General features: G+C 60.5%; 31 protein-coding genes and 3 pseudogenes. 27 read left to right on the top strand and 7 right to left on the bottom strand.

Annotation, left to right across the window (positions count from 1 at the left end):
- On the bottom strand, nucleotides 1–499 hold a 499-nt coding region (locus tag F3J08_RS13125; RefSeq protein WP_166930521.1), incomplete at its 3' end, for a cation transporter.
- 71 nt (nucleotides 500–570) lie between these two features.
- Between F3J08_RS13125 and F3J08_RS13120 the strand changes: the two genes are divergently transcribed.
- The 7 genes and pseudogenes from F3J08_RS13120 (at nucleotide 571) to F3J08_RS13095 (ending at nucleotide 3,596) form a co-directional block, all read left to right on the top strand.
- Nucleotides 571–993, top strand: a complete 423-nt coding sequence (locus F3J08_RS13120; RefSeq protein ID WP_166930519.1) for a helix-turn-helix domain-containing protein — start codon at nucleotides 571–573, stop codon at nucleotides 991–993.
- Between the two features lie 451 nt (nucleotides 994–1,444).
- The gene (locus F3J08_RS13115; RefSeq protein WP_166930517.1) at nucleotides 1,445–1,660 is read left to right on the top strand and encodes a hypothetical protein; all 216 of its coding nucleotides are present in this window, start codon (nucleotides 1,445–1,447) and stop codon (nucleotides 1,658–1,660) included.
- A gap of 18 nt (nucleotides 1,661–1,678) precedes the next feature.
- Nucleotides 1,679–2,002: a DUF736 domain-containing protein gene (locus F3J08_RS13110; protein WP_166928337.1), complete on the top strand. Its 324-nt coding sequence runs from the start codon at nucleotides 1,679–1,681 to the stop codon at nucleotides 2,000–2,002.
- Nucleotides 2,003–2,345: 343 nt separating this feature from the next.
- Entirely contained in the window at nucleotides 2,346–2,498 is a 153-nt protein-coding gene (locus F3J08_RS13105; protein WP_166930515.1) for a hypothetical protein, read from the top strand.
- 157 nt (nucleotides 2,499–2,655) lie between these two features.
- Nucleotides 2,656–2,862, top strand: a pseudogene (locus F3J08_RS17225) (helix-turn-helix domain-containing protein); the annotation flags it as partial.
- Nucleotides 2,786–2,971, top strand: a pseudogene (locus tag F3J08_RS17220) (transcriptional regulator domain-containing protein); the annotation flags it as partial. The pseudogenes F3J08_RS17225 and F3J08_RS17220, both read left to right, overlap by 77 nt.
- On the top strand, nucleotides 2,943–3,596 hold the full coding sequence (locus F3J08_RS13095; protein ID WP_370458741.1) for a DUF2285 domain-containing protein: 654 nt from the start codon (nucleotides 2,943–2,945) through the stop codon (nucleotides 3,594–3,596). The pseudogene F3J08_RS17220 and the gene F3J08_RS13095, both read left to right, overlap by 29 nt.
- Nucleotides 3,597–3,733: 137 nt before the next feature.
- On the opposite strand, the gene F3J08_RS13090 is transcribed toward F3J08_RS13095, so the two are convergent.
- The gene (locus tag F3J08_RS13090; protein ID WP_166930513.1) at nucleotides 3,734–4,537 is read right to left on the bottom strand and encodes a restriction endonuclease; all 804 of its coding nucleotides are present in this window, start codon (nucleotides 4,535–4,537) and stop codon (nucleotides 3,734–3,736) included.
- Nucleotides 4,538–4,807: 270 nt separating this feature from the next.
- Between F3J08_RS13090 and F3J08_RS13085 the strand changes: the two genes are divergently transcribed.
- The 10 genes from F3J08_RS13085 (at nucleotide 4,808) to F3J08_RS13040 (ending at nucleotide 11,799) form a co-directional block, all read left to right on the top strand.
- Nucleotides 4,808–5,101, top strand: coding sequence for an AlpA family transcriptional regulator (locus tag F3J08_RS13085; RefSeq protein WP_018307952.1), 294 nt, complete (start codon nucleotides 4,808–4,810; stop codon nucleotides 5,099–5,101).
- A complete protein-coding gene (locus tag F3J08_RS13080; RefSeq protein WP_166930511.1) occupies nucleotides 5,101–6,156 on the top strand; it encodes a replication initiator protein A in 1,056 nt (351 codons plus the stop codon). The genes F3J08_RS13085 and F3J08_RS13080 overlap by 1 nt, the downstream gene beginning before the upstream one ends.
- Nucleotides 6,153–6,791, top strand: coding sequence for a ParA family partition ATPase (parA, locus tag F3J08_RS13075; protein ID WP_166930509.1), 639 nt, complete (start codon nucleotides 6,153–6,155; stop codon nucleotides 6,789–6,791). The genes F3J08_RS13080 and parA overlap by 4 nt, the downstream gene beginning before the upstream one ends.
- Complete coding sequence (locus F3J08_RS13070) at nucleotides 6,788–7,531, top strand: site-specific DNA-methyltransferase (RefSeq protein ID WP_166930507.1); 744 nt, start codon at nucleotides 6,788–6,790, stop codon at nucleotides 7,529–7,531. Before parA ends, F3J08_RS13070 begins: the two co-directional genes overlap by 4 nt.
- Complete coding sequence (locus F3J08_RS13065) at nucleotides 7,528–7,770, top strand: hypothetical protein (protein ID WP_166930505.1); 243 nt, start codon at nucleotides 7,528–7,530, stop codon at nucleotides 7,768–7,770. The genes F3J08_RS13070 and F3J08_RS13065 overlap by 4 nt, the downstream gene beginning before the upstream one ends.
- Nucleotides 7,767–8,231: a DUF2840 domain-containing protein gene (locus tag F3J08_RS13060; RefSeq protein WP_166930503.1), complete on the top strand. Its 465-nt coding sequence runs from the start codon at nucleotides 7,767–7,769 to the stop codon at nucleotides 8,229–8,231. Before F3J08_RS13065 ends, F3J08_RS13060 begins: the two co-directional genes overlap by 4 nt.
- Nucleotides 8,228–8,770, top strand: a complete 543-nt coding sequence (locus F3J08_RS13055) for a S26 family signal peptidase (RefSeq protein WP_166930501.1) — start codon at nucleotides 8,228–8,230, stop codon at nucleotides 8,768–8,770. The genes F3J08_RS13060 and F3J08_RS13055 overlap by 4 nt, the downstream gene beginning before the upstream one ends.
- A 1-nt stretch (nucleotide 8,771) precedes the next feature.
- Entirely contained in the window at nucleotides 8,772–9,110 is a 339-nt protein-coding gene (locus tag F3J08_RS13050) for a DUF736 domain-containing protein (RefSeq protein ID WP_010668167.1), read from the top strand.
- Nucleotides 9,097–9,798 carry a lytic transglycosylase domain-containing protein gene (locus tag F3J08_RS13045; RefSeq protein WP_166930499.1) on the top strand — a complete coding sequence of 234 codons (702 nt, stop codon included), beginning with the start codon at nucleotides 9,097–9,099 and terminating at the stop codon, nucleotides 9,796–9,798. The genes F3J08_RS13050 and F3J08_RS13045 overlap by 14 nt, the downstream gene beginning before the upstream one ends.
- A 246-nt stretch (nucleotides 9,799–10,044) precedes the next feature.
- Complete coding sequence (locus F3J08_RS13040) at nucleotides 10,045–11,799, top strand: DUF3363 domain-containing protein (RefSeq protein ID WP_166930497.1); 1,755 nt, start codon at nucleotides 10,045–10,047, stop codon at nucleotides 11,797–11,799.
- Nucleotides 11,800–11,835: 36 nt separating this feature from the next.
- Here F3J08_RS13040 and F3J08_RS13035 read toward each other — a convergent pair whose 3' ends face one another.
- Nucleotides 11,836–12,246 carry a hypothetical protein gene (locus F3J08_RS13035; protein WP_166930495.1) on the bottom strand — a complete coding sequence of 137 codons (411 nt, stop codon included), beginning with the start codon at nucleotides 12,244–12,246 and terminating at the stop codon, nucleotides 11,836–11,838.
- Nucleotides 12,243–12,950, bottom strand: a complete 708-nt coding sequence (locus F3J08_RS13030) for a hypothetical protein (RefSeq protein WP_205207004.1) — start codon at nucleotides 12,948–12,950, stop codon at nucleotides 12,243–12,245. The genes F3J08_RS13035 and F3J08_RS13030 overlap by 4 nt, the downstream gene beginning before the upstream one ends.
- 614 nt (nucleotides 12,951–13,564) lie before the next feature.
- On the opposite strand from F3J08_RS13030, the gene F3J08_RS13025 reads away from it, so the two are divergent.
- From F3J08_RS13025 to F3J08_RS13010, 4 genes are all read left to right on the top strand, one after another.
- Nucleotides 13,565–13,867, top strand: coding sequence for a helix-turn-helix transcriptional regulator (locus F3J08_RS13025; RefSeq protein ID WP_166930493.1), 303 nt, complete (start codon nucleotides 13,565–13,567; stop codon nucleotides 13,865–13,867).
- Between the two features lie 71 nt (nucleotides 13,868–13,938).
- A complete protein-coding gene (locus F3J08_RS13020) occupies nucleotides 13,939–14,769 on the top strand; it encodes a reverse transcriptase family protein (protein WP_205207002.1) in 831 nt (276 codons plus the stop codon).
- 229 nt (nucleotides 14,770–14,998) lie between these two features.
- Nucleotides 14,999–16,981 (top strand): conjugal transfer protein TraG, encoded by a 1,983-nt coding sequence (locus F3J08_RS13015; RefSeq protein ID WP_166930489.1) that lies wholly within the window; start codon nucleotides 14,999–15,001, stop codon nucleotides 16,979–16,981.
- A 5-nt stretch (nucleotides 16,982–16,986) separates the two neighbouring features.
- The gene (locus tag F3J08_RS13010) at nucleotides 16,987–17,412 is read left to right on the top strand and encodes a CopG family transcriptional regulator (RefSeq protein ID WP_205207010.1); all 426 of its coding nucleotides are present in this window, start codon (nucleotides 16,987–16,989) and stop codon (nucleotides 17,410–17,412) included.
- Nucleotides 17,413–17,559: 147 nt separating this feature from the next.
- On the opposite strand, the gene F3J08_RS13005 is transcribed toward F3J08_RS13010, so the two are convergent.
- From F3J08_RS13005 to F3J08_RS12995, 3 genes and pseudogenes are all read right to left on the bottom strand, one after another.
- Entirely contained in the window at nucleotides 17,560–19,842 is a 2,283-nt protein-coding gene (locus tag F3J08_RS13005; protein WP_166930485.1) for a UvrD-helicase domain-containing protein, read from the bottom strand.
- The gene (locus F3J08_RS13000) at nucleotides 19,839–20,696 is read right to left on the bottom strand and encodes a hypothetical protein (protein WP_166930483.1); all 858 of its coding nucleotides are present in this window, start codon (nucleotides 20,694–20,696) and stop codon (nucleotides 19,839–19,841) included. The genes F3J08_RS13005 and F3J08_RS13000 overlap by 4 nt, the downstream gene beginning before the upstream one ends.
- Nucleotides 20,697–20,849: 153 nt before the next feature.
- Nucleotides 20,850–21,118, bottom strand: a pseudogene (locus F3J08_RS12995) (HU family DNA-binding protein).
- A gap of 213 nt (nucleotides 21,119–21,331) precedes the next feature.
- On the opposite strand from F3J08_RS12995, the gene trbB reads away from it, so the two are divergent.
- From trbB to trbK-alt, 6 genes are read left to right on the top strand one after another with little or no spacing between them, the layout of a single operon-like run.
- On the top strand, nucleotides 21,332–22,300 hold the full coding sequence (gene trbB / locus F3J08_RS12990; RefSeq protein WP_370458740.1) for a P-type conjugative transfer ATPase TrbB: 969 nt from the start codon (nucleotides 21,332–21,334) through the stop codon (nucleotides 22,298–22,300).
- Complete coding sequence (locus tag F3J08_RS12985) at nucleotides 22,297–22,623, top strand: TrbC/VirB2 family protein (protein ID WP_166930481.1); 327 nt, start codon at nucleotides 22,297–22,299, stop codon at nucleotides 22,621–22,623. The genes trbB and F3J08_RS12985 overlap by 4 nt, the downstream gene beginning before the upstream one ends.
- Nucleotides 22,623–22,889: a VirB3 family type IV secretion system protein gene (locus F3J08_RS12980; protein WP_166930479.1), complete on the top strand. Its 267-nt coding sequence runs from the start codon at nucleotides 22,623–22,625 to the stop codon at nucleotides 22,887–22,889. The genes F3J08_RS12985 and F3J08_RS12980 overlap by 1 nt, the downstream gene beginning before the upstream one ends.
- 7 nt (nucleotides 22,890–22,896) lie before the next feature.
- A complete protein-coding gene (gene trbE / locus F3J08_RS12975; protein ID WP_166930477.1) occupies nucleotides 22,897–25,323 on the top strand; it encodes a conjugal transfer protein TrbE in 2,427 nt (808 codons plus the stop codon).
- Nucleotides 25,320–26,066: a P-type conjugative transfer protein TrbJ gene (gene trbJ / locus F3J08_RS12970; protein WP_166930475.1), complete on the top strand. Its 747-nt coding sequence runs from the start codon at nucleotides 25,320–25,322 to the stop codon at nucleotides 26,064–26,066. The genes trbE and trbJ overlap by 4 nt, the downstream gene beginning before the upstream one ends.
- Complete coding sequence (gene trbK-alt / locus F3J08_RS12965; protein ID WP_166930473.1) at nucleotides 26,066–26,338, top strand: putative entry exclusion protein TrbK-alt; 273 nt, start codon at nucleotides 26,066–26,068, stop codon at nucleotides 26,336–26,338. The genes trbJ and trbK-alt overlap by 1 nt, the downstream gene beginning before the upstream one ends.
- Nucleotides 26,339–26,341: the final 3 nt, after the last annotated feature.

Below are 26,341 nucleotides of genomic sequence, written 5' to 3'. Positions count from 1 at the left end.
CCAGCAGAACCGCCAGATTGCCGATGGCGTCATTGCGCGAGCAGATCCAGACCGAGCGCATGTTCGCGTCCCCACTGCGGAAGCGGTATAGCATCAGGGCGACACCCCCATTGGCCAGCAGCGCCAGAGCGCCGATCAGGCCCATGGTTTCGGCAGGCGGCAAAGTGCCTGACCAGGCGTGCCACAGCGTGTTGCCCAGCACCCAGAGGGCGAAGACCAGCATGGTGCCCCCCTTGAGCAGGGCTGCCCGGCTGCGCCACGCCAGCGCCATACCCGTGACGGTAATGCTGATGGCGTAGTTGGCGGTGTCTCCGAAGAAGTCGAGCGCATCTGCCTGCAAGGACGCGGAACCGGCCATGACGCCGGCGACAATTTCGGTCAGGAAAAATCCGCCATTGACGATCAGGGCGATCCAGAGTGCTCGGTGCCAGCGATGGGCATCGTGACCGGTCGAAGGAGAGATGGAACTCGGACAGCAGGAGTCATGACAGCAGGGCATGGCGGCACTCTCGTAAAAAAACGACGAGCACCCCATATCCACCCTGTAGTCACTACAGGGTCAAGAACTTCATGACGCAGACATATACGATCGGGGAACTCGGACGCCTGACGGACACGAAGGTTGAAACCGTCCGGTACTATGAACGCATCGGATTGCTGCCGCCCCCGCCCCGAAGCAGTGGCAATTATCGCGTTTATGATGGCGCTCATCTGGGGCGTCTGGGCTTTATCCGCCGAGCGCGTGAACTCGGCTTTCCGCTGGATCAGGTGCGGGAATTACTCGAACTGGCCGGGCAGGAGGCTCGGTCCTGTGAACTGGTGGACGAACTTGTCCAGGCCCATGTCACGGATATCGAGCGCAGGATTCACGATCTGCAGACACTCCGACAGGAACTGACACAGCTTCTTGCGCAATGTCAGCATGGCAAAGTCGCCGAATGCCGGATCATTGAGGCGCTGCAGCCTCATGTAGACGGAAAGACAACGGGGTAACGTCGGGCTCCCCGTTGCCTGCGCTGCCGGTTGAAGCAAACGGGATGGACAGCGCCCCGGAAGGCCCCACCCGGAGAGATCGGATGCGGGGCGTGACCTCTTTCCCCGTTCCGGCTGCGGGGACGATGGATGAGGGAGGCGATGGCTCCCTTCCTCACCTGTGAACAGGTCGAAACAGAAGCGGCGAAGGAGGGATCGTCCAGCGGGCAACCGGCTGGCCAGCCTTCGTTGGAACGACGGGTCCATAGGATGCGGCCCGAACCGTTCGCAGCAGGGACGCGGCAGTCGGGGGCGGGTGTCTGGCCGTGATCCGCGCCACCAGCAGGAAAGACGGTCGCACCGGGCGAGCGCGATATCCTCCTGTGTCGCACGTTCCCCACCTGTCGGACCGGTCATGCCGGCATCGTCTCTCCATGGGGCTGGCGGGTCCGCACACCATGGCCTCTGTTGAATGGCTGATCTAGCCGAAGACCGGCTGCGCCTCGATCGGCTGGCCGCAACGGCGTTCCGGAACTTTCGTCCCCTGACGGCTGCGCCGTCATTCCTCGCGAGACAAGAAAGTTCCGGCCCTACCGTCCTCCGCTGCGCTGCGGCCCTGAAGGGTGCTCTGCCGCTCGCCTCCGGCTGGTCGATCGCCATCGAGGCCACGGTGGTCGCGGCCCGATAACAGAATGGAGATACGACAATGGCTAACATCGGTTCCTTCAAGAAGGTGGGCGAAGGCTTCGAAGGCGAAATCGTCACCCTGGCCCTGCAGGCCCGCAACGTCCGTCTGGTGGCGGAAACCAGCCGGGCCAACGACAACGCCCCCAACTACCGCGTCTACCTCGGACGGGTTGAACTCGGGGCCGCATGGACCCGCCGCTCCAACGAAGGCCGCACCTATCTGAGCCTGAAGCTGGACGATCCCTCCTTCGCCGCCCCGATCTTCGCCAACCTGTTCACCGACGAGGAAGGGGAAGGCTACACCCTCATCTGGACCCGGCCCCGCAGCCGGAACGGGGAGTAAGCTCCCCACTACCAATCCCGCCCGGTCTCCTCGGGCGGGGCCTTCCGGCGCTTCTTTTCTCACGTGCTCTTTTCGGGGCGCGGGCGGCAGCGCTGGTCGCCCGACGTGGAAGGCAGGAGGAACACGAGGCTTTCCCTCAGCCTTCCCATTGTACCATGCGCGAAGGCGAACCGCGTCAAGGACGCGTGGTCCCCCCAATTTTGCCCGACGCACCCTTCGGGCACGCCGAACAAAATCGGTTCCCCCACGCGCCGGTGAGCCGGTCGCCTGCGGCGATCCCTGACCCGGTCCACCCCGGCATGAGCCGTCCGTCCTGTCTTCAAGAAACGAAAGGAACAGGACGATGACCACGTTACACGACCACATACAGATGCTGCGCGCCGAACTGACCAGCTTTCACCTGAGCCGCCGCGAGCGGCAGCAGATCGAGCGCGAACTCAAAGAAGCGCTTGCCCGATGCGCGGCAGAGCGCCACGACGAGACGGCCCCCGCATAGCGCGGGGGTCTTTTCGTATGATCGCCCGTACCATCGGAAATTCAGACGCCGATCTGCTTTTACCATCCTGCTGAAAGAACGATGTTGAATATCCATAATACGACTATTATAGTCGTATTTCTGGTGTGTTGGCCTCGCGTGTCGGATGTGATCGTGGATGATCACAGGCCGACAGGTAAGGGCGGCACGGGCACTCCTGAACTGGACACAGGAGATGCTTGCTGAAAAGGCCCTCGTAGCATTGACCGCGCTCAAGCGCCTTGAATCCGAACGCGGTCTCGGCGTTCATGAGGGCACGACCGACCAGGTCCGTCGCGCGCTGGAAGCGGCGGGCATTCTGTTCATCGAGTCCGGACAGGGGCGCGTACGAGGGCCTGCGGTCGCTCGACGCCCCTGCCTTTGCCTTACAGTTTGTCAGTCGCAATCGGGACTTTATCCGCGATCGTGCCGTCCTTCAGCGCGCCGCGCGCCGGGCTGCGCTGTCCATGTCAGACACAGAAGCCTTCGCACGGCGCTGGGGGTTGCGATTTCGAGAGTGTCCGCACGGCCCTCGATCCACGCACCGCCCTCTGGATTGTTGCGGTGTCGCCGGCCGTGATTGCGGCTGTTCCCCTGCCGACAGCACTGGCTGATGCGGCGTCTCGTCCGTTCTCCCTCGCTCGGGCAGGACTGCCGCCCGATATGGCGGGAGAAGTCCTGCTCAAGCAGGGGGAGACGATCCTGCGCCTGTACGTCCTGCCGCCTGACGGGGCTCCGGTCGGCGTGTTGCTGCCGTTCGACGCCTTGTTCGAGGTACGCGTCCAGGCCGCCTCGCGGCTCTGGCGTGCCCTCAGCGGACGCCCACCTGGTCGCGATCCGGCCCGTCTGTCATCTGATCGCATCAGCAGGCTGATCCTGGCGCTCCGCACGCTCGACGGTCTCGATGACGGGGTATCGCAGCGCGAGATCGCCGGTGTTCTGTTCGGCCGCGAGGTTTCTGCAGGGGACTGGCTCTCGCACGATCTGCATTTCCGTATGAAACGTCTGGTGCGGTTCGCGCGAGGCCTGACCGATGGAGGATACCGGCGGCTGCTACTGCATCCGTTTCGGAAGCGGTAATACCAGTCGTGGTTTGCTGTAACCCACAAGGAGATCTGGATGCTCCCGCCAATACGGACGATAAGCGGGATCGCTTGATTTGTATGGGTTTCAGCAAACCACGGCTGGCATAACTGGTAAAAAAGCTGGATCTAAATTTAGCGATTTATCTTAATACTTGGTACAGGCGCACCATAATATTCAGATATCAGTTGCTCTCTTGATATTGCCATCATTGCAAATCCAGCACCCTCTATTGCTCCAGGAGGTAAAAATAAGATTGCAGCTCCGCCAATATTATTGACATTCAAATTCATTAACTCGCAAGACATAATAAAAGCACGCAATGCAAACCTGGGAAGACCTCTTACAGCCCACTTCTCGTAAGAAAGTCCACACTCTAGAAAAGCCTTTTCCGCATGTGCCTTGGAAAAAAACAATGGTACATGATTTTTACCTGTTCCGTCATGAGGTATTACAAAATAAGATCCTGTAACCCTTCCATTTTGGGCCTCCATAATAGTCCAAAATGGTTCTCCTACATATGTTTCATCGGGTAGTAGAACCGTTTCTATTCTTTTTGAAAAAATACTCAAAAATGAAGGAAGGTCATCATAATTTACTAGATTTATACCATAATATTCAGAAATAGTTTTTGCGCCTTCTTGGAATCCTTTTTTTGATATTGCTATTCCAACTATATTCCCAATATCGGAAATTTTATGACAAAATTCTTGTATTTTACCTTTTTCTACAGGGCGACTCAGACTCTTACATTCTATGGCGACTTTGTGCCGCACGCCGGCTCTGTTGAACTCATAATAAACATCAATTTCATGAAGCGCCCCTGATTTTCCAAATATTTTTGCATTTCTTGATACTAAAATTCCTTCATCTTTCATGTTCAGAATGGATGAATATACGTAATGCACATGATTTTCAAAATCTTTCCAACTGTTCATCTTTGTCCCCTGTGTGGTTTAATCTAATTCTTTCCCACATTAATTGAGTGGGATCCTATTTCACATAGCTAGCACGAATTTAGCGGTCGCAAATCGATTGGACATATAGGTCATTTTAAATAACTGGGTCGCCGTGTTTTTAGTCTGCCCCGGACCGATCTCATGCCTCTGCGAGATCGGTCCTAGTTCCGAACCTACCCGCTCCGCCACGCTGATCCTTGCTGGCCGCATTTGTCCTGCGGCCCCAGACAGCGATCACGGAGCCACATCATGTCCGCCAATTACAGCGACCTGCCGCCGCGCTATCTGCGCACGCCCGACGCTTCGCGCTTCGTCGGGCTTTCCATTCGCACCCTGGAAAAACACCGGATCTACGGCACCGGCCCGCGCTATTCGAAGCTCGGCGGTCGTGTGGTCTATCGGGTCGATGAACTACAGGCCTGGGTCGAGAGCGGGGCACGCGCCCACACCTCGGACACCACCGCCGGCACCGTGTCGGCTGCTGCGCGGCAAAGCCCGCTGATCCCGCCGACATCGCCGACCTCACGCGGGAACCGACGCTGATGTCCCCGACGGGCAGAACGCGCTCCGAGCGCGAGCAACTGGAACTCTTCCACGCTATCGCGGGAGATTTTGCGCCTCGTGACGCCCAGGATCTGATGGCGTTTCCGTTCTTCAGCCTCGCCAAGTCCCCTCGCATGGTTCCGATCGATTACCGGACCCCCGATGTCACGATCCGCGTCGAGGCTTCCGCCGAACATGGCATGGCCACGATCTGGGATGCCGACGTGCTGATCTGGGCCGCCAGCCATCTCGTTGCCGCACGCGACGCCGGTCGGCGCACGTCGCGACTGATGGTCGCCAGCCCGCGCGAGATCCTGACATTCATCGGCCGGGGGGACAGCGCGCGGGACTATGAGCGGCTGGAAGCAGCCTTCGATCGGCTGCAATCCACCACGATCAAGACCTCGCTCCGGCAGACCGGGAAGGGCCAATTGCACCGGTTTTCCTGGATCAACGAATGGAAACGACACACCGCGCGGGAAGGGCGCACCCGCGTGATCGAACTGATCCTGCCCGACTGGTTCTATCAGGCCGTGCTTGATGACGCGCTCGTTCTGACTATCGATCCAGCCTATTTTGGCCTTACCGGCGGTCTGGAGCGCTGGCTCTATCGCATCGTGCGCAAACACGGCGGTCGCCAGCGCGCGGGCTGGGCCTTCGGCCTGCGCCATCTCTACGAAAAATCCGCCAGCCTTTCTCCCTATCGCCGCTTTGCCTTCGAACTGCGCGAGATGGCGAAACGGCAACCCTTTGCCGGCTATCGGCTGTCGGTGCGCCCCGACCGCAACGGCAACGACACGCTGGCCTTCGCGCCCGTCAAACTATCCACAGGCGCCTGTGGACAAGCTGTGAATTCATCCGTGCTATCGGTTGTGGATTTATCCGTGCCATCACTGCCACGGCATCCGTGCTATCGTTTGCGGAAAACGCCGAATCACGACGTTGAATCAAAGTGTTATGAGGCCCTTAACTTAGACTCTAACTTAAAAGAGTTTAACTTTAAGGATGTTGGCCCCCCTTCCGATCCGTGGATAAACCCCGGAGCGGGGTCATGATCGTGGCCTTCCTCAACCAGAAAGGAGGCGTCGGCAAGATGACGCTGGCACTGCATCTCGCGGGTCAATGGGCTCGGGAAGGCCGGCGCGTGACGGTCATCGATGCTGACCCGCAGGGCTCGGCGCTGGACTGGTCGGCGCAGCGCGCGCGGGAAGGACTGCCCCGGCTGTTCGGCGTGATCGGCCTCGCACGCGACACACTTCACCACGAGGCGCCCCAACTGGCTCAGGGGGTGGACCACGTCGTCATCGACGGTCCGCCGCGGGTGGCAGCACTGCTGCGCTCCGCCCTGTTGGCTGCCGACCTGGTGCTGATCCCTGCCCAGCCCTCGCCGTTCGACGGCTGGGCCTCGGCCGAGATGCTGCGGCTGCTGGAGGAAGCACGCCTCTTCCGCCCCGGCCTGCTCGCCCGCTTCGTGCTCAATCGCTGCGCCGCACGCACGGTCATCGCCCGCGAAACCCGGCTGGCGTTGGTGGGACATGAGCCAGCGGCGCTCATGGCGCGGATCGGCCAGCGTGTCGCCTTCGCCGATGCCGCGCGCACCGGCCGCCTGGTCTGCGACCTGCGCCCGCATGGGATTGCCGCCCGTGAAATCGCCGCCCTGACGGCCGAGATCGGGGGGCTGGTGTCATGACCCTTCTGACCGGCGACAGTGCGCTCCTGATGCCCTGGCATGGCCCTTACGACATGATCCTGGTTGATCCCCCCTATGGCGATACGTCGCTCGCCTGGGACCGACGCGTGGTGGACTGGCCCGGCAAGGCGCTCACTGCCCTGAAACCCAACGGCTCGCTCTGGGTCTTCGGTTCGCTGCGGAGTTTCCTTGCTTCCAACGCGGCATTCCGGAACGCTGGCTGGAAATATGCCCAGGAACTGGTCTGGGAGAAGCAGAACGGTTCCAGCTTCCATGCCGATCGCTTCCGGCGCGTACATGAACTGATCGTCCAGTTCTATCGCGAAGATACGGCCTGGCGGGCCGTCTACAACGCGGTCCCGACCACGCCTGATGCGCGGGCGCGCACGGTGCGGCGGAAACACCGGCCGCCCCACATGGGCCGGATCAATGCCGGCCATTATGTCAGTGAGGATGGCGGCCCTCGCCTGATGCGCTCCGTGATTCCGGTCCGAAATACGCATGGCCGCGCCATTCATCCGACCGAGAAACCGGTTGCCCTGCTGGAAATCCTGATCCGCACGAGCTGCCCACCGGGCGGTCTGGTGGGTGACTGGTTCGCCGGATCGGGCGCGGCCGGTGTCGCCTGTCGATTGGCTGGCCGGCGCTATGTCGGCTGCGAGATCGATCCGGTGATGGCGCAGAAGGCGCGCGACCGCATCGCCTCCGTGCTGCCGCTCGGCGAAGGAATATCGCCATGACGGAACATCGCACGCCGCCCGGCTTCGCGGCGCGTCCCGCCGATCCGGAACGCTGGGTCAGGGCGCCGGAGAAGCCTGCGACCACCAACCGCTTTACCGCCCGGCTGACCATCGACGTCACGCCGGCGCTGCGCGGACGGCTCAAGGTCGCGGCGTTCCAGCGCGGCATCACGGTCGCCGACATGTTGCGCGCCCTGCTGGCCCGCGAGTTTCCCGATACGTCTGGAGATGTGCCATGACCGACACCCTCGCTCATGTCGAACTGACCTGGATCGAGAAGCGCATCGAGCACTGGATCCGCTTCGGCTCTGTCTCCCATGAGCAGATTCTCGATCGTCGGCGGCGGATACTGAGCTTTCCGCCGGATACCGTGTTCGCCTTCCTGCGGTGGGCGGCGAACGATTACGGCACGGTGGTGTCCTGCATCGACATCGTGCGCGTCATCCGCCCCGGCGAGCCGTATCAGACGGTGCCGTTCGTGCGTCCCGGTGGCGAGAGCCTGCTGCGCCAGAGCGGCTGGCCGAAAGTCCGGCTGGTGCTGGAAGCGATCGATCGTATCGAAGCCATCGGCATCGACCCCGTCGATGTGGCGCCCGAGCATTGGCGGCATCTGCACAACCGGATGCTCGCAGGGCAGGCGGCGCGCGCCTACACGCGCGATCGCCATCACGCCTGGCTGCGCCGGAGGGCGGTGTCATGACGCGCTTTGGCTGGTTCTTCACCACCTATTTCGCAATCCTCGGTGCCGGCACGTCAGTGGTGATCCATCCGGCGCCCCGGCTGATCTGGAACGCCACCGCCAGCACGCCGGTCGGGCTGTATCGCCTGCAATCGGTAAGCCCCCTGCATGTCGGTGATCTGATCGCGATCCGCCCGCCCACCGACATCGCCGGAATGCTGGCGCGCGGTGGCTATCTGCCGCTCGGTGTGCCGTTGCTCAAGCCGGTCGCGGCACTGCCGGGACAGGTCGTGTGCCGGAATGGCGCCGTCGTTTCGGTCGACGGCAAGGCGCTCGGCAATGCGTTGACCCGTGATCATCGCGGCCGTCCGCTGCCGGTCTGGCAGGGCTGTCAGCATGTCTTGCCCGGTCAGGTCTTCGTCATGAACCCGGCGGTCCCGACCAGTCTCGACGGCCGCTATTTCGGTGTCCTGCCGGTCGATGCGGTACTCGGCCGTGCCCAACCGCTGTGGCTCGCGCCGTCACCGCTTTCTCCCACCCCCAAACAGAAACGAGGCTGACATGGCCCAGATCGGCACTTTCACACGCACCGCTGACGGTTTCGCCGGTCGCCTGCGCACGCTCGCCCTCGACGTCGAACTGACGATCGTGCCGGCGACATCATCGGACGCCGAACACGCGCCCGACTATCGCGTCCATCTCGGTGACGCCGACGCCGGACCGGAGATCGGCGCTGCGTGGAAACGCACCGGCGAGAAGGCGGGTACGTATCTCTCGCTGGTTCTGGACGACCCCATGCTGGCGCAACCGATCCGCGCCAACCTGTTCCAGTCCGATCGTCAGGGGCGTGCCTTTCATCTGGTCTGGAGCCGTCCGGTGAAGCGCGATGACCGGCGGTAAGGCGGCGCGCCGGTTGCTCGGTGTCGTGTTTCCGACCGTCGTTTCCATGACGATACCGGGGCATGTCGCGGTCGCCGATCCATATGCCGATATGATCGCGGAAGCCGCCACACGCGCACAGGTTCCGGCCGCATGGATTGCTGCCGTCCTGCACGCGGAGAGCCGAGGTGATGCGCATGCCGTGTCGTCGGCGGGCGCGATGGGGCTCATGCAGGTGATGCCCGGAACATGGGCCAGTCTGCGCACGTCGCTCGGCCTCGGCAAGGATCCGTTCGACCCGCACGACAACATCCTGGCGGGTGCGACCTATCTGCGCTGGATGCGGGACCGCTACGGCGAAGCCGGTTTTCTTGCTGCCTACAATGCCGGTCCCGCGCGCTATGATGAGCATCTGGCAACGGGCCGGCCGTTGCCTGCCGAGACGCGGAACTACGTTGCGTCGGTCAGCGCGCGCCTGGTTCTTCCGCTTGCCGATGACATCGCGATCGGCGCTTCGGCGGTACCATCCTGGCAGGGCTCTTCCCTCTTTCCGGCGTCATTCCTGCGCACAGAAAATGCCCCCGGGCATGTCGGGAGCGCGCAGGATCCGGTGCATGCCGACGGCGACCGCCCGACCGACTGGACGGCACTCGCCCCGCAATCGGAGGGGCTGTTCATCGCGTCAGGGCATGGGGAGGCGCGTCGATGACCCTTGTTCAGGTCCATCGGGTGCTGGCGGGTCATGGGCGGCTTGGGGATGGGGTGCTGGGGGGAGGCTGGCAACGGAGGGAAGGACGGCAAGGTAAAAGAAGCGCCCGTTCGGGGCTGCATGTGGTTGGTTTGATTGGGGAATTTGTCCTTTCACCATGCACCGCCTGCGGCTCTTCGTCCATTTTTCCTAGTCTTTTCAAGGCTCCGGGAGCCGTCAGGGGAGAAGCAGAGCGGAGAGCGGGACATGGCGACGCGCGATGACAGCCTGACCGTCCGGCCCGGACGTATCCAGCACGGCAACCAGGGCGCACGACCGAAATCCTTCGTCGGTGAGGTCATGCGTGCCGCGAAGAAGGCCGGTCATACCGGCACCCGTTTCGGTGCGAAGGGCAGGGGTGGCGGCGGTGGTTCCCGTTTCGGGCGCGGCCGGCGCGCAGCACTCTCCATGCGGCTGCGCAGCAATGCCCGCCGCGTCGTGGTCAAGGCGCGCGTCGTCCGCCACCAGGGCACGCGGTTCCGTTCGGCGCCGCTCGCCCGCCACATCGCCTATCTCCGCCGTGAAGGCGTCACCCGTGATGGCGCCAAGGCCCATCTGTTCGATGCCGGCTCTGACGAAGCGGACAGCAAGGCCTTCGCGGAACGCTGTGGAGACGACCGGCACCATTTCCGCTTCATCGTCTCGCCCGAGGACGCGGCAAGGATGGAGGATCTGCGGGGCTTCGCACGGGAATTGATGCAGGACATGGAGCGCGATCTCGGCACGAAGCTGGACTGGGTGGGGGTGGATCACTGGAACACCGACAATCCGCACGTCCATATCCTGGTGCGCGGTGTCGCCGATGACGGCAAGGATCTGGTGATCAGCCGCGCCTATATCAGCCTGGGCCTGCGCGACCGCGCCGCCGAGCGCGTGACGCTGGAGCTTGGCCCGCGCAGCGAGCAGGAAATCCGCACCGCCCTGGAGAGCGAAATCGGGGCCGACCGCTGGACCAGCCTCGATCGCGCGTTGCAGGACATCAACGACGAGCATGGCGGTATCGTCGATCTGCGGCCTGGCGCGGGTGCCGAAGACCCGGAACTGCGCCGCTTGCTGGTTGGCCGGGCAACCAAGCTGGAAGGGCTTGGCCTGGCCGAACAGGTCGGGGTGGCACGCTGGACCCTCAAGCCGGGGCTGGAGGCGACGCTACGCGATCTCTCCATCCGGGGCGACATCATCAGGACCATGCACCGTGCCATGTCCGGTGGCGGGGCGGAGCCCGATGTTGCGGGCTTCGCGATCCATGGCGAGAAGTTCGCCGATCCGGTCATCGGCCGACTGGTCGAGCGCGGGCTGGATGATGAGTTGAAAGGCTCCGGCTACGTGGTCATCGCCGGCACTGACGGGCGGACGCATCATGTCCGTTTCCCCGATCTGGACCTGACCGGCGATGCCAGGACCAGTGCGATCGTCGAGACCCGGGCCTCGGAGGATACCAAAGGTAAGCAGCGCCTGTCACTGGCAACCCGCTCGGATTTCATGCTGGCCGAGCAGGTGACGGCACCCGGTGCAACCTGGCTCGATCGCCAGTTACTCGCAAAAGAGCCGGCACTGGCCAATGCAGGCTTCGGCGCGGAGGTTCGCGCGGCGATGGCGCAGCGGATCGATCATCTTGCCTCCGAGGGGCTGGCCCGGCGACAGGGCGAGCGTGTGGTGTTCGCACCCGACCTGATTGGCACCCTGCGCCAGCACGATCTCGATCAGGCGGCGGCCAGGCTGGCGGCACAGACCGGGTTGGAGCACCGGCCCGCGAAGGAAGGCGAGGTTGTCTCGGGGATTTATCGCCAACGGGTCAACCTGTCGTCGGGTCGGTTCGCGATGGTCGATGACGGGCTGGGCTTCCAGCTCGTGCCGTGGCGCCCGGCGCTGGAGCAGAAGCTCGGACGGCAGGTTTCCGGCACCATGTCGCCAGGTGGATCGGTGGACTGGAATTTCGGTCGCAAGCGCGGGCTCGGGATTTGATAGCGGGCTAACGTGAAATCGGAATCTGAGCCGCCTCTATAGTGGAAGAGATTTGACACCACTGGAACGATTAATAGGAATCTCGAACAGAGCAGCACCCGAAATGCGAGAGATGAGTTGTTCCAGATCAGGCCAGCGCCATATCAGCACTGAGGCCGTCTGATGGAGCGGGGTCTTTTGGTATGCAGGAGCAAAGACAAATCCACGCAAATTAGCCCGGCGGAAGGCTTCTCGCTCTGGTTTGTTCTTATAGATCCGGCCGTCCCCGGTCATCACGATCCAAGCGTCTGAGGATTCGCCCAACATCGATATCCATTCCAGATCGCTCGCGTGTCGCCCGCAGGGGAGATCCGCGATATGATCGACCGAATGGCCGAGGTGCTGGACGAAGCCGTTCAGCGTTCGCGCCAGAACCGGCGACGTGCAGTTGTCGAAGAAGACTCTCACGCCGCCAGAGCGGAAGCCGCGAGTTGTTTCTGGAATGCAACTGCCCGCTTGACGGCGCGTACAGGGACATCCCAAACGCGGGCCGCATGTTCAACGGAACCTTCGGCAATCGCGGCGTTTGCAAGCTGTTCTGCCGGCACAGAAGTTTCGTGCTCGATCGGCTTGCCGAAGGAACGATGAGGATCGATCAAGACGCCAGCTCTTTGACCCTGTGGCCACCAAAGGTTGGGGAGCTTGTCGGTGAATTCGATATCACGAAGGCTTTCTCTAACAATACGCGCGAACGCATATTGGTTGCGGAAGAGATCGAGGCATTGAGGCTCGATCTCTGGGTCTTCGTTCGCGATCTGAAGGAACACGGACCGACCATCGGTTTTGAGCCATTCAGTCGAAAGGGGACGTTCCCCGACAATCGACTGGGCGATCTCGATTGCCCGACGAACCCGTTGCGGGCTCAGGCCAGCCTCAATAAACTCGGACGCGACGCGCGCTTCCAGCATGTCGCGGAAACCAAGGTAAACCTTATCGTCGCCCAGATCCACTTGGGGATGCCAAAGAGGTTGGTAGTGGCGTTCACCGATCTGATATCCATGTAACCAACGCCGCAGTTTCCTCGGCCGCACCCCGATCAGGAGACCAGCTTCAGCAGGCGTATAAAGCCCGATTCCCAACAGTGTTTGTGTTGCCTGATTCACGTCAGTCACTTTCTCCCCTATGCGGAGTATGCGCGGAAAAGGGCCTCATGTCACCGGCCTCGAACGTATGGGCTATGACGGCCAGGCCATATCGTGCGCCCGAGGTGAGCGAAATCGTATCTTCGATAATTTAATTCGCTATGGGCGAATAATATTCTTGACGGGACGGCGCGATCCGCCTTATCTGAGTTTGTCAGCAACTGAGGGGTATCTGTCATTATTGGGGTCGCTTGCGACCCGTGGGGAGCGGAAGCTCCCTCCCATCCGTCAGCGTCAGTCGGCGCAGACGGGGGCGCGGCCCGGAGGAAGCCGCGCCCTGTAGGATAATCGGGCTTAAAGCGTTGTCACCCGCGCAATCCGTCTCGGCGGGCCGCCGCAATTCCGTGGCGGTGATGGAGAGCAAGCCGATGAGTGATCGGTCAGGTGTTGACAGGCAGCGTGGGGTTTCTAAGCGGGCACAGTCGAAAGCAACATTTTGGCGCTTTTTCTGTAATCCGCTCGTGTTGAAGGCGATCATCGCAGTGGCTCAGATGATACCTGAGCTTCTGCGGTTCGTTGAGAGGCAGTGAGATCCAAGGCCCGATAATCCAACCTTTAGTCTCTAACTAATCAGGAGGAAGGCAATGATAGGAGACGCTCTGCGCATGATCCGAGTCTTCCATGGTCTTTCGCAAAAAGATGCGGCGGAGAAACTTGAAATCGCGCCGTCGTTCCTTTCTGAAATCGAGAAGGGAAAGAAAAAACCAACGCTTGATTTGCTAAAACGCTATGCAAACGAGTTTAAGATGCCCGTCTCCTCGATTTTGTTTTTCTCAGAGGAGATGGCTAACGCCTCGAAGTCAGAAAAACTTAGGTTAACTGTTTCTTCCAAGGTGCTCTCACTGTTGCAGATGGTCGCAGCTCGGGCGGGCAAGGACGCTGCCTGATGCCCCGTATGCCTCCGAAGAGGCACCCGCTCAATCAATCAAGGCTGTTTCGGATTCGCTCCCGGCACCGATTGGCTGATGTGCTTGGCATAACGCCGCCGCTTCTCGAATCGGTTTTGGCGGCGGAACGTCCGTATAGCGAACGTTCTGTGGAAACGGGTAGTGGTGAAAAGGTAAAGGTGCGAGAGATTCAGGAGCCGCGTGGAGCGCTTCGGCCGATTCATGAGCGAGTGACCACGCTACTTTCTCGAATTGATCCCCCTGATTTTCTGTTTTGTCCGGTAAAACGCCGTTCTTATGTCTCCAATGCCGCTCATCACGTTGGCTCCAGACAGGTATCAACACTTGATATAAAGACCTATTTCCCGGCCACGCCTGAGCATCGAGTTTTTTGGTTTTTTAATCATGTTCTCCAGTGCGAAAGAGATGTGGCATCCATTCTTGGGCGTTTGCTCACTGTGAATGGTCATCTTGCAACAGGAAGTCCCGTCAGCCCAATACTGTCATTTTTTGCATTCTATGACATGTGGAACAGCATTGCTCGTGTGGTCGTCGAGAACGGATGCAAACTGTCTGTTTACATAGATGACATTACTATTTCAGGAGATATAGTGCCGAATTGGTTGCTTTGGGAAATAAAGCGACAGATTCACTCGCGCGGATTGATCTATCATAAAGAGCGTAGATATTATCAAGGAGTTGCTGAGATAACGGGGGTTATTGTTCAGAATGGCGGTCTAAGCCTACCAAGCAGACAGCATCACAAAGCCTACTTATTGCGAAAAGAATTACCAAGAGAGGCAGATGTAGAGGCGAGGGGCGCCCTTGAACGAAGAATCAAAGGCATGTCTGCACAAAGAAAGCAGGTAGAAGGTATGGTTATCAAAAAATTCCAACCATAACGGCGAGATGTCAGGGTGCAATCCTCGACGCGAGGTCGTCTGGCCATCGTATGTTCTTCCGCACCATCGGAATAGACATGGGCATGGTAGCTGGAGATGGAGCCGGTCATCGTTCGTTCCCTGTCGGCGGACAATCCGTCCGTTTATTATCCGCTTGCGTCCGGCGACCCGAAGCGCTTCAATTAGGCCTTGAGTATCGGGAAATCGAGCCGTCTGGTCGGTTCCTGTCATGAACCAGACCAAGATCCTCTGGGGATCGGTGTGCGCCGTCAGCACCGTGATCCTCGCCTTTACCTGGGCGGCGACCCAATGGACCGCCTGGCGGCTCGGCTTCCAGCCGCAGCTTGGCGCGCCGTGGGTCACGCTGCTCGGCTGGCCGGTCTATTACCCGCCGGAGTTCTTCTGGTGGTGGTTCGCCTATGACGCCTACGCACCGGACATCTTCACCACCGGCGGTTACATCGCGGGGTCGGGAGGGATTGTCGCCGTCATCGTCGCGATCACGATGTCCGTCTGGCGCGCCCGCGAGAAGAAACGCGCCACCACCTATGGCTCGGCGCATTGGGCTGATCCGCGTGAGATCCGTCGGGCGGGGCTGCTCGCACCCGATGGCGTGGTGCTGGGCCGCTCGGCTGATGCCTATCTCCGCCATGACGGGCCGGAGCATGTGCTGTGCTTCGCGCCGACCCGATCGGGCAAGGGCGTGGGTCTGGTGGTGCCGACACTGCTGACCTGGCCTGGTTCCGTTATCGTCCATGACATCAAGGGCGAGAACTGGACGCTGACCGCCGGTTGGCGCGCACGCTTTGGTCGGGTGCTGCTGTTCGATCCGACCAACCTGGCCAGTGCGGCCTACAATCCGTTGCTGGAGGTTCGGCGCGGCGAGCGCGAGGTCCGCGACGTGCAGAACATCGCCGACGTGCTGGTCGATCCCGAGGGTGCCCTTGAGAAGCGGAACCACTGGGAGAAGACCAGCCATGCCCTTCTGGTTGGGACCATCCTGCATGTCCTTTATGCCGAGAAGGACAAGACCCTGGCTGGGGTGGCCAATTTCCTCTCCGATCCCAAACGGGCGATCGAGACCACGTTGCGTGCAATGATGACCACGCCGCATCTTGGCGCGAAGGGCGTGCATCCGGTGGTCGCCAGTTCCGCGCGGGAACTGCTCAACAAGAGCGACAATGAACGCTCGGGTGTGCTGTCCACCGCAATGTCGTTCCTTGGCCTCTATCGCGATCCGGTGGTGGCGCATGTGACCCGTTGCTGTGACTGGCGGATCCGCGAACTTGTCGCCGGCACTCATCCGGCGACGCTGTATCTGGTGGTGCCGCCCTCGGATATCAGCCGCACCAAACCTCTGGTCCGCCTGGTGCTGAATCAGATCGGCCGCCGGTTGACCGAGGAACTGGAGGCGAAGCGGCGTCATCGGTTGCTGCTGATGCTCGATGAGTTCCCGGCGTTGGGACGGCTGGATTTCTTCGAGAGTGCGCTGGCCTTCATGGCGGGGTATGGCATCAAGAGCTTCCTGATCGGGCAGAGCCTGAACCAGATCGAGAAGGCCTACGGCCAGAACAACTCGATCCTCGACAATTGCCATGTCCGGGTCAGCTTCGCGACCAATGACGAACGCACCGCCAAGCGGGTGTCCGACGCCTTGGGCACCGCGACCGAGATTCGTGACGCGAAGAACTATGCCGGCCATCGGCTTTCGCCGTGGCTCGGGCATCTGATGGTGACACAGCACGAAACGGCACGGCCTTTGCTGACGCCGGGCGAGATCATGCAGCTTCCTCCTGACGACGAACTGGTGCTGGTTTCCGGCTGCCCGCCGATCCGGGCGCGCAAGGCACGGTATTTTGAGGATGCCGAACTCGCCGCTCGCATCCTGCCGCCACCCCGCTTCGAGCCGCCGCTGGCTCCAGTGGGCACTCCCCCCACGGGACCGCAGCCGTCAGGGGACTGGGCTGATGTGGTCCAGCCGCCGCCTGCCGGCAATGCGGATGATGATCCCGCCAATGCAGGCATTCGCCGTGAGCCGGAGCTGCCGGAACAGGAAGAGGTGGTGCAGGCACCGAAGAAGCCGGTGCATGAATTTGATCCGCCGGAGGATGAACCCGAGGACGATGCGAAGCGGGCACAGACCTTGCGGCGCGGTGAGCGGGGTCTCGCGCGTCAGGTTTCGCTCGATCCTGGCGATCGGATGGGGCTATGACTGCCATGCGGATCAAGCACACGATCCGGCTGCCGGCCGAACTCAGCGTCAGGCTCGCCGATTACGCTGCCCGCAAGAAGGTGCCGCAGGCGCTGATCGTGGAGACGGCACTTGCATCTTTCTTGTCACCGGACGGACCGGAACGGCTAGAAGCAGCGTTAGCCCGGCGGCTGGATCGGATGACGCGGCAGTTGGAACGGACGGAACGACGGGTCACGATCTCGAACGAATCGTTGGCCGTTTTCGTTCGGTTCTGGCTGACCAGCACCCCCCCTCTGCCGGATGCGGCCCTTGCTGCGGCGCAGAGCAAGGGGCGGGAGCGGTATGACGGGTTCATTGAAGCGGTCGGACGTAGGCTCGCCAGAGGAAAAACACTGGACGACGAGGTGAGCCTGGATCTGGGACCAGCTATTGAGGAGCAGGATACCTGACCCTGCGGACCGTACTCGCAAGTGTCGAGAAGAACGGAGTGTCTGGCATCAGGTAGCTAGCTGGGAAAAGAGAGGTACCATAAGGGCGGATTGCTGTGAGGGGTGGTGCGGTCAGTTTATAACTTGGCGGACACCCGTTACTTCATCTTAGGTTTTATCAAGAGCACCACTGTCTAGCGCTCCTTTCAAGATCGCACTGGGCCCGCGAGCTTGAACGCCCAGAATGGCCACTTGATAGCGTGCACGCGTCACCGCAACATATAGTTTATTATGCGCAGCAAATGTTAGATAAGCCTTACTCTGAGAAAGCTGATGTTCAGGGGACGGAGGAACTCTTCCTCGATCAACGCCAACAAGTACGACGCCGTCAAATTCCAAACCACCCACGTAATCCGGTAGAGAAAGAACGAACCTACCATTACTTTTTGCGCGCCTTGCGACCTCAGGGTCGCCACGCTTCTTCAGGACTTCAACTGGACGGTTCTCTTGCATCGCTTTCTTCTCAATTTCATGGAATATTTTCTCGTCGAAGACGACAATCGCGACATCGCCTTTAGTGGATCCCATTTCCGTTCGAACATCATCAGCCAGTCCAAATACGCCTTCGATCATCGCATCGTCGGTCAGAAATTCTGTGTAATATGGGCGCTTCGCCTTTTTTTCTTCTTCGAATGTCATGTTGCTATGGGCAAGCCCCATGGGATCTTGGAAGTTTGCGAAAAGGCTTGCACCTGATGATGTGATGCTGAAAGCGAGATTTACTATGTCCGGTGAGCATCGGAAAATGCCGTTCACATTTATCGTGGTGCTGGACGATTGATCTTCGAGCGATGGCATTAATGAAGTAACATCAATATCGTCTGTCCAGCCCCTGTCGCCGATGGCTTGCGACCGGTCGACTGCAAAAGCAATCGGAAACGAACTTTCGGATTTGCTGAGGTGATGGAAGATCGAAAGCTCATTCATATTGAAGAGATGTGTTTCATCTACGAAAATCGCATCGAATCCATCGCGTGTTCGCCGTCGACGCCAGATCGGCGTAGATAGTTGGCTCAAGGCGGTAAGGACAACGTCGTCCGTGTCGAATTGTCCACCAGTGACTAATTGCTCACGATATCGTTCATATACTCTCCAAATGAAGGCTTTGTCGCCTTCACTTTGGACCGGTAATGCGGACGGGATGGGTGGAATTTTCTTGTAAATATCGAGATTTTCCATAGCCCTTCCCTTGATCACTACAGATATCTCGTGTTGGATAAGCGGGATTTTGAATTCATCATCCTCACTTTTCATGTAAGCCTTGAAATCGGGAGACATGAAAAATTCGTAAGACGTGAATTCCTCCTGTGCTTGGCGAAGGGCTTCGTCGACATACATCATTTGAAGCTGCTTTGCGTCATAAGCGTCGGCATCTACGAATTCTGTTTCGGAAATGTCTTGTCGAAGAAGCTGACCACAGTAGCTTTGTAGCGTCTCGACGCGAAGCCGACGGATTGACGTCTGTTCCGTCAAAAAATCCGTGCCTCCCATTGCTTCAAGAATAGTGTGAATGCTTCTACGGCTTGCTTCGCTGTGCGTAATGAATATAGCTTGAAATTCTCGCTCCTCTTCAGCGGCCTGCCGCATGGAGTGAATAGCGGCCAAAGAAAGCGAAGCTGTTTTCCCCGTTCCGGCCGGCCCGTCGATTCGAATGGGATGGGTTATAGGGGCGAGAATAAATTTCTTCTGGTCGTCCGTGAGCAACCGAAGCCAAGTATCGTACCTTTGGTGGATGTCCACCTTAGAGGGAAGCGGCATCAAGTTGGCGCTGGTAAAACTCGTTTCCCACCTAGGCGCAGTCTGCGCTACGGCAGTTTCAAGTTTAGCGCCAACAGGCTCAAGTTCGTCGAGAAATTGCCGAAAGGTGGCAATGCTAGCGGCTTCTTGCGGTCCGTCACCCTCGTTGGTGCCAACCTTGTAGACAAGCAAGTAGCGCCCAGACTTTCCGCGCTTGGCAAGCCTTTCCAAATCGGGATTAAGGTCAATTGTGATCCGGAGGCCATTTTTCTGACTCAGCGGATAGGGAAAGATGGCTGCCGTTTTTGAGCTTACCACCTTCTCTGCTGGCGTCAGAACACCCTTGTCCCAGAACTTAATCGCGAATCTCGCAATCCTCTGGAGGTATAAAATTGCCTGACTATCTGTCGCTTCCTTGAATATCCTGCTTTGCTCAAGATCAAGCACGATGTAGTGCTGTTCGCCAACATTGCGGCCGTAAACAATAACGCCGTTTTTTGTTTTGGTGTTAGCGATACGAGGACTGACATATTCGATCGTTCCAGATCGAAGGGTTAGTGCAAGTTTTTTACCCTCGGAGAAATCTGCCGACTGTAGGGAGCGTTCAGCAATCAACTCCTCCACCGCATCTCGTCGAATGGCCAAAAATGTCATGGGGTTTCTCCACGAGTAAACGGCACAATAGAATGCAGAGATTGAAGCAATTCTTGTGAGTAATCTTTCACGCCGATTCTTGAAAATAATTGCGTAAAACGCTGCATAAATAATTCAATAAATGGAGATTCTATTAATCCAACAGTCATGGCGTAATCGTCTTCATTTAATACTACTAATTTGTCAAAATACTTTTGATTCTCCTTACAAAGAGCGCAGAATTTGTTTAAATCAATTCCGTATATTAATTCATTAGAAAGCCCGACGGGGAGATATCGAATTTCACGAAGTAGAGCGACGTAGCCTTGGCAAACTTCATCAGGTTCAGTTCGCTCAATAAAATGATAATCCGCAATGCCATTTGATAGCAAATCCGAGACAATTTTGCGATATTCTTTTTGCTGACTATCGAAGAACTCTCTTGCGGCTTTTGTGCCGGGTGCTGCGGCAAGGGCAGCTTTAACCGTTACCGTCAATTTTTCTGCATCGTTGTAGCGCTTGGAGGCAGCCTTCTGTGCCTTCTCTGTAAGGCTGGACAGGTGCTCCCGAACGACATTTGTAGACAACGTATCAAAGATCGAATCAGTCAAGCCAGCGTCACGGATCGCAGCTTTCATAACACCGCGACTTGAAGCCAAAATTCTCGAAGCTAGAATCCGAACGCCATCCTGGAATAACCAATCTTGAAATTTTACTAGAGGCAGATAGCTGATAACTGGAGCTTTGCCGTGTTCCACATCACAGCGGGCAGTAATAACCAGACCACGCACCTCGGACGTTGGATAATCTTCGGACGCTGCACACGTAAATATCGTACCTTGGGTTAATTTGTGCGGCGATGGATAACCAATCATGCGCAGTCAAGCCTTCCATTATGCCTTGAGTGGTTTCATATTCTTATCTAACCGTTTGTAATAATGATATATTATGTGAGTTAGCAATCCGCCAGTATTTTGTTTCCCATTTCCAAATATTGTCGTCTAGCAATGATCGTCCAACAAGTTTGATTATACTGCCTTCTTCAAAACCGGACCGACCTTGAAGCGCATGGTCTCGTCAGCCTTTAACTTCACGGGTTCGCCAGTGCGGGGTTGAACGCCTTCCGGGCCTTGGTCTTGTGGACCGTGAACGTCCCGAAGGACGGCAGCGTGAACCCGCCCTCCTGTTTCATCTCGGCGACAATGGCCACGACCAGGTCATCGGCGGCCTTGGTGGCGGCAACGCCGGTGCAGTCGAGGGAATCCTGAAGAACAGCAGAAATGAAGGCTTTGTTCATACGGGGCGGATCCGTGTCGTGACCGATTCCAGAAAACGGTAGCAGCGCCCTGTCGCCCCGTCACCTCCCAAACGGCAACCTACTCCTATGCAAGTTCTTCTATCCTAGCGCCCTACGGTCCCAGAGACTTGTTGCGCTTCCGTGTTCCTGCCTCTTTCTAATCGATCCCGCTGATCCATCGCCTCCCTCTGGAGGCTAATCGCGGGGTTCCCGGTGTCTATCGCTCCCTTCCGCTCCGAAGCCGTTGCCCGTGGCACGCGCATGCTGCGCACCGCCCTCGGCCCGGCCATTGCCGACCATCTCGACGATCCGTCGATCGTCGAGGTAATGCTCAATCCCGACGGCCGGTTATGGATCGACCGGCTGGCCGGCGGGATGGAGGACACCGGCGCACGGATCACGGCTGCCGACGCCGAGCGGATCGTCCGCCTGGTCGCCCATCATGTCGGGGTGGAGGTCCATTCCGGCAGCCCCCGTGTCTCCGCCGAACTGCCGGGAAGCGGGGAGCGGTTCGAGGGGTTGGTGCCCCCGGTGGTGGCAGCACCCTGCTTTGCGATCCGACGTCCGGCGGTCGCGGTGTTCTCGCTCGACGATTATGTGGCGGGCGAAATCATGACCGCCGCACAGGCCGCGTTCCTCCGCCACGCCGTTGCCAAGCGCCGGAACATTCTGGTTGCCGGTGGCACCTCCACCGGCAAGACCACGCTGGTCAACGCCCTACTGGCCGAGATCGCGCAGACCGGCGACCGGGTGGTGCTGATCGAGGACACCCGCGAACTGCAATGCGCGGCGCCTAATCTGGTCGCCCTGCGCACCAGGGATGGCGCGGCCTCGCTCTCCGACCTGGTGCGTTCTTCGCTGCGCCTGCGCCCCGACCGGATTCCCATCGGGGAGGTACGCGGCGCCGAAGCGCTTGACCTGCTCAAGGCCTGGGGCACCGGCCATCCCGGCGGCGTGGGCACCCTGCATGCTGGTTCGGCGATCGGTGCCCTGCGCCGGCTGGAGCAACTGATCCAGGAAGCCGTCGTCACCGTGCCGCGCGCCCTGATCGCCGAGACGATCGACGTCATCGCGGTGCTCTCCGGGCGCGGCAGTGCGCGCCGGCTGGCCGAACTCGCCACCGTCCAGGGCTTGAGCCCGGACGGGGACTACATCCTCACACCCGCTGGAGATCCGTCATGACCAGCATGATCACCCTACGTCGCTGCTTTGCTGTGGCTAGCGCCACCCTCTCGTTCGCCCTGCTGTCGGCCCCGGCCTACGCGGCGGGTTCAAGCATGCCGTGGGAGGAGCCGCTCAACCAGATCCTGGAAAGTGTGCAGGGGCCGGTGGCCAAGATCATCTCGGTGATCATCATCACCGTGACCGGCCTGACCCTGGCCTTCGGGGAAACCTCGGGTGGCTTCCGTCGCCTGATCCAGATCGTCTTCGGCCTGTCGATCGCCTTTGCCGCGTCCAGCTTCTTCCTATCGTTCTTCTCCTTCTCGGGCGGGGCGCTGATCTGATGGAGCCGGACAGCATTCCCGGCTTCACCGCCCCGGTGCATCGCGCCCTGATTGAGCCGATCCTGCTCGGCGGGGCGCCGCGCACGGTGGCGATCGTCAACGGCACGCTGGCGGCCGCAATCGGCCTCGGCCTGCGACTGTGGATCGCCGGCGGGATCTTCTGGCTGGTCGGTCATCTCGCCGCCGTCTGGGCCGCGAAGCGCGATCCCGCCTTCGTCGACGTGGTGCGCCGGCATCTGCGTTATCCCACCCATCTGGTCGGATGAGGGCGGCATGATGAACCTTGCCGAATACCGTCACCGCCGCGACCGGCTGGCTGATTTCCTGCCCTGGGCGGCGCTGGTCGCCAAAGGCGTGGTGCTGAACAAGGATGGCGCCTTTCAGCGCACCGCGCGGTTTCGCGGTCCCGATCTGGACTCCTCGACCGCGTCCGAACTGGTCGCCATCACGTCCCGGCTGAACAACGCTCTGCGCCGACTGGGGTCCGGCTGGGCTATTTTTGTCGAAGCGCAGCGCCAGCAGGCGCGGGGCTATCCTTCCAGCCCATTCCCCGACCCGGCCTCCGAACTGGTCGACGCCGAACGCCGGGCGCAGTTCGAGGAAGAGGGCGCGCATTACGAGAGCCATTATTTCCTGACCCTGGTCTGGCTGCCGCCGGCGGACGACGCCGCCCGCGCGGAGGCCTGGCTCTACGAGAACCGTGCCCGTGGTAGTTCGGACTGGCGGGCGGTGGTCGCAGGCTTCATCGACCAGACCGACCGGGTGCTGGCGCTGCTCGACGGGTGCATGCCGGAGGCCGACTGGCTCGATGACGGCGAAACGCTGACCTATCTGCATTCCTGTATCTCCACGCGCCTGCAGCGGGTCCGGGTGCCGGAAATCCCGATGCATCTCGACGCCATCCTGGTCGACGAGGAACTGACCGGCGGGCTGGAGCCCCAATTGGGCGATGCCCACTTGCGCACGCTGACCGTCACCGGCTTTCCCACCCAGACCTGGCCGGGGCTGCTGGACGAACTGAACCGGCTGGCCTTTCCTTATCGCTGGTCGACGCGGGCGATCTGCCTTGACCGCACCGATGCGACCAGGGTGCTGGGCCGGATCCGGCGGCAGTGGTTCGCCAAGCGCAAATCGATCATGGCCATCCTCAAGGAGGTGATGACCAACGAGGCCTCGGTGCTGCTGGATTCCGATGCCGCCAACAAGGCCGCCGATGCCGACGCGGCGTTGCAGGAACTCGGCACCGACCAGGTCGGACAGGCCTATGTCACCGCCACCGTCACGGTATGGGACGAGGATCCTGTGATCGCCGCGGACCGGCTGCGGCTGGTGGAGAAGACCATTCAGGGCCGCGACTTCACCTGCATGCGCGAGAGCGTCAATGCGCTCGAAGCCTGGTTCGGCAGCCTGCCGGGCCATGTCTATGCCAATGTCCGCCAGCCCTGCGTCTCCACCCTGAACCTTGCGCACATGATCCCGCTCTCCGCGGTGTGGGCCGGGCCGGAGCGGGACGGGCATTTCGACGCGCCGCCGCTGTTCTATGCCCGCACCGAGGGTTCGACCCCATTCCGCTTCGCACTCCACGTCGGCGATGTCGGCCACACGCTGATCGCCGGACCAACCGGTGCTGGCAAGTCCGTGCTGCTGGCCTTCATGGCGACGCAGTTTCGTCGCTATGCCGGGGCGCAGATCTTTGCCTTCGATTTCGGTGGCTCGATCCGTGCGGCAACGCTTGCGATGGGGGGCGACTGGCACGACCTCGGCGGCGCGCTGGCGCAGGACGGGAACGATCCCGTCGCGTTGCAGCCGCTGGCGAGGGTCGACGAGCCGGGCGAACGGGCTTGGGCGGCGGAATGTGTGGCGACCCTGCTGGAGCGCGAGGGCGTCACCGTTGCGCCCGACCTCAAGGAGCATCTGTGGTCGGCGTTGACCTCGCTGGCTTCGGCACCGGTCGCGGAACGGACCCTTACCGGTCTGTCGGCGCTGCTGCAGTCGCTGGCGCTGAAGCAGGCCCTTCAGCCCTATTGTGTCGGCGGCCCGTGGGGCAGTCTGCTCGACGCCGAGCACGAGCGTCTCGGTATCGCCGATATCCAGGCCTTCGAGATCGAGGGGCTGATCGGCTCGGGTGCCGCGTCCGCCGTGCTGTCCTATCTGTTCCATCGTATCGAGGACCGGTTCGACGGCAGCCCGACGCTGCTGATCATCGACGAGGGCTGGCTGGCGCTGGATGATCGCGCCTTCGCCGGACAGCTCCGAGAATGGCTGAAGACACTGCGCAAGAAGAACGCCTCCGTCATCTTCGCCACCCAGTCGCTGGCCGATATCTACGCCAGCCCGATCGCCCCCGCGCTGATCGAAAGCTGCCCGACGCGCGTGTTCCTGCCCAACGACCGGGCGCTGGAGCCGCAGATTACTGCCATCTATCGCCGGTTCGGTCTCAACGACCGCCAGATCGAGATCCTCAGCCGGGCGACGCCCAAGCGCGATTATTACTGCCAGTCCCGGCGCGGCAATCGACTATTCGATCTCGGCCTGTCTGAGGTGGCGCTGGCGTTCACCGCCGCGTCCTCGCCCGACGACCAGGCCGCCATCGACCGGATTTTTCTCCGGCATAGCTGCGACGGCTTTGCCGCCGCGTGGCTGGCGCACAGGGGCGTGGACTGGGCGGTGGAGATGCTCAATCCGGGAGAAGGGTCATGAAAAACACGCTGACAAGGAAATCCGCTTTTCTGTTCGGCGCTGGCCTGGTGCTGCCGTTTGCCGCGAGCGCCCCGGCTCAGGCGCAATGGGCAGTCTATGACGCGGCCAATCATGTGCAGAATGTTCTCACCGCCGCCCGGGAATTGCAGCAGGTCAACCAGCAGGCGCAGAGCCTGCTCAACGAGGCGACCATGCTGGAGAACCAGGCCCGCAATCTCGCCAATCTACCGCTCTCGGTGCTGGCGCCGCTGGAACAGTCGCTCGCCCAGACGCAAGCGATCGTGGGCCAGGCGCAGGGGCTTTCCTATAATCTGAGCAGCATCAATCAGGCTTTCACCCAGACCTATCCCCAGGCGCTGGGTAGTCCGACCTCAGCGGCGCAGATGACCGCCGATGCGCAGACACGATGGCAGAACGCCCGAGGCGGCTATCAGGACGGGCTGCGCGTGCAGACCGGGGCGGTGCAGAATCTCGATGCCACGCGCAGCCAGATCGACAGTCTGGTGACCTCCAGCCAGTCTGCGACCGGCGCCCTGCAGGCCGCGCAGTCGGGCAACCAGCTCATGGCGCTGCAAACCCGCCAGCTTGCCGACCTCACCGCCGTCGTTACGGCGATGGGCCGCGCCCAGGCGCTGGAAGGGGCGCGTCAGGTCGAGAGCGAGGAGCAGGGCAGGGCACAACTGGCGAATTTCTTCAATTATGGTGCCGGCTACTCGCCCGGCTCCGCGCAGATGTTCCACTGATGCGCGCGCCGCGCTTTTCCCCGCCGGTCGTCTTTCGGCTTGTTGCCGTCGGGCTGGTCGTTCTGATCATCGTCGCCGCCAGCCTTCACCTCCGGCACGTCCCTCATGACGTCGGTGTGCCCGATCTCGGGCCGCCGGGATCGCGTGACCGGCTGGCCGCTGGCCTCGCACACTGTCAGGCGCTCGGCATGAAGGCCGACGGTGATCCTGCCTGCGAAGCGGTGTGGGCCGAGAACCGCAAGCGCTTCTTCGCGCCAGACGCGGGACGGTGACGC

Origin of the sequence: Asaia sp. As-1742 (genome assembly GCF_011753235.1) — a bacterium.
Taxonomy (GTDB): domain Bacteria; phylum Pseudomonadota; class Alphaproteobacteria; order Acetobacterales; family Acetobacteraceae; genus Asaia; species Asaia bogorensis_B.
This window is presented reverse-complemented; position numbering and strand designations above follow the sequence as displayed.

Bases quoted from the DNA above. Each gene is read 5' to 3' on its own strand.
- F3J08_RS13120 (WP_166930519.1), top strand. From the start codon at position 571: ATGACGCAGACATATACGATCGGGGAACTCGGACGCCTGACGGACACG.
- F3J08_RS13115 (WP_166930517.1), top strand. From the start codon at position 1,445: ATGGCTGATCTAGCCGAAGACCGGCTGCGCCTCGATCGGCTGGCCGCA.
- F3J08_RS13110 (WP_166928337.1), top strand. From the start codon at position 1,679: ATGGCTAACATCGGTTCCTTCAAGAAGGTGGGCGAAGGCTTCGAAGGC.
- F3J08_RS13105 (WP_166930515.1), top strand. From the start codon at position 2,346: ATGACCACGTTACACGACCACATACAGATGCTGCGCGCCGAACTGACC.
- F3J08_RS13090 (WP_166930513.1), bottom strand. From the start codon at position 4,537: ATGAACAGTTGGAAAGATTTTGAAAATCATGTGCATTACGTATATTCA.
- F3J08_RS13085 (WP_018307952.1), top strand. From the start codon at position 4,808: ATGTCCGCCAATTACAGCGACCTGCCGCCGCGCTATCTGCGCACGCCC.
- F3J08_RS13080 (WP_166930511.1), top strand. From the start codon at position 5,101: ATGTCCCCGACGGGCAGAACGCGCTCCGAGCGCGAGCAACTGGAACTC.
- parA (WP_166930509.1), top strand. From the start codon at position 6,153: ATGATCGTGGCCTTCCTCAACCAGAAAGGAGGCGTCGGCAAGATGACG.
- F3J08_RS13070 (WP_166930507.1), top strand. From the start codon at position 6,788: ATGACCCTTCTGACCGGCGACAGTGCGCTCCTGATGCCCTGGCATGGC.
- F3J08_RS13065 (WP_166930505.1), top strand. From the start codon at position 7,528: ATGACGGAACATCGCACGCCGCCCGGCTTCGCGGCGCGTCCCGCCGAT.
- F3J08_RS13060 (WP_166930503.1), top strand. From the start codon at position 7,767: ATGACCGACACCCTCGCTCATGTCGAACTGACCTGGATCGAGAAGCGC.
- F3J08_RS13055 (WP_166930501.1), top strand. From the start codon at position 8,228: ATGACGCGCTTTGGCTGGTTCTTCACCACCTATTTCGCAATCCTCGGT.
- F3J08_RS13050 (WP_010668167.1), top strand. From the start codon at position 8,772: ATGGCCCAGATCGGCACTTTCACACGCACCGCTGACGGTTTCGCCGGT.
- F3J08_RS13045 (WP_166930499.1), top strand. From the start codon at position 9,097: ATGACCGGCGGTAAGGCGGCGCGCCGGTTGCTCGGTGTCGTGTTTCCG.
- F3J08_RS13040 (WP_166930497.1), top strand. From the start codon at position 10,045: ATGGCGACGCGCGATGACAGCCTGACCGTCCGGCCCGGACGTATCCAG.
- F3J08_RS13025 (WP_166930493.1), top strand. From the start codon at position 13,565: ATGATAGGAGACGCTCTGCGCATGATCCGAGTCTTCCATGGTCTTTCG.
- F3J08_RS13015 (WP_166930489.1), top strand. From the start codon at position 14,999: ATGAACCAGACCAAGATCCTCTGGGGATCGGTGTGCGCCGTCAGCACC.
- F3J08_RS13010 (WP_205207010.1), top strand. From the start codon at position 16,987: ATGCGGATCAAGCACACGATCCGGCTGCCGGCCGAACTCAGCGTCAGG.
- F3J08_RS13005 (WP_166930485.1), bottom strand. From the start codon at position 19,842: ATGACATTTTTGGCCATTCGACGAGATGCGGTGGAGGAGTTGATTGCT.
- F3J08_RS13000 (WP_166930483.1), bottom strand. From the start codon at position 20,696: ATGATTGGTTATCCATCGCCGCACAAATTAACCCAAGGTACGATATTT.
- F3J08_RS12985 (WP_166930481.1), top strand. From the start codon at position 22,297: ATGACCAGCATGATCACCCTACGTCGCTGCTTTGCTGTGGCTAGCGCC.
- F3J08_RS12980 (WP_166930479.1), top strand. From the start codon at position 22,623: ATGGAGCCGGACAGCATTCCCGGCTTCACCGCCCCGGTGCATCGCGCC.
- trbE (WP_166930477.1), top strand. From the start codon at position 22,897: ATGATGAACCTTGCCGAATACCGTCACCGCCGCGACCGGCTGGCTGAT.
- trbJ (WP_166930475.1), top strand. From the start codon at position 25,320: ATGAAAAACACGCTGACAAGGAAATCCGCTTTTCTGTTCGGCGCTGGC.
- trbK-alt (WP_166930473.1), top strand. From the start codon at position 26,066: ATGCGCGCGCCGCGCTTTTCCCCGCCGGTCGTCTTTCGGCTTGTTGCC.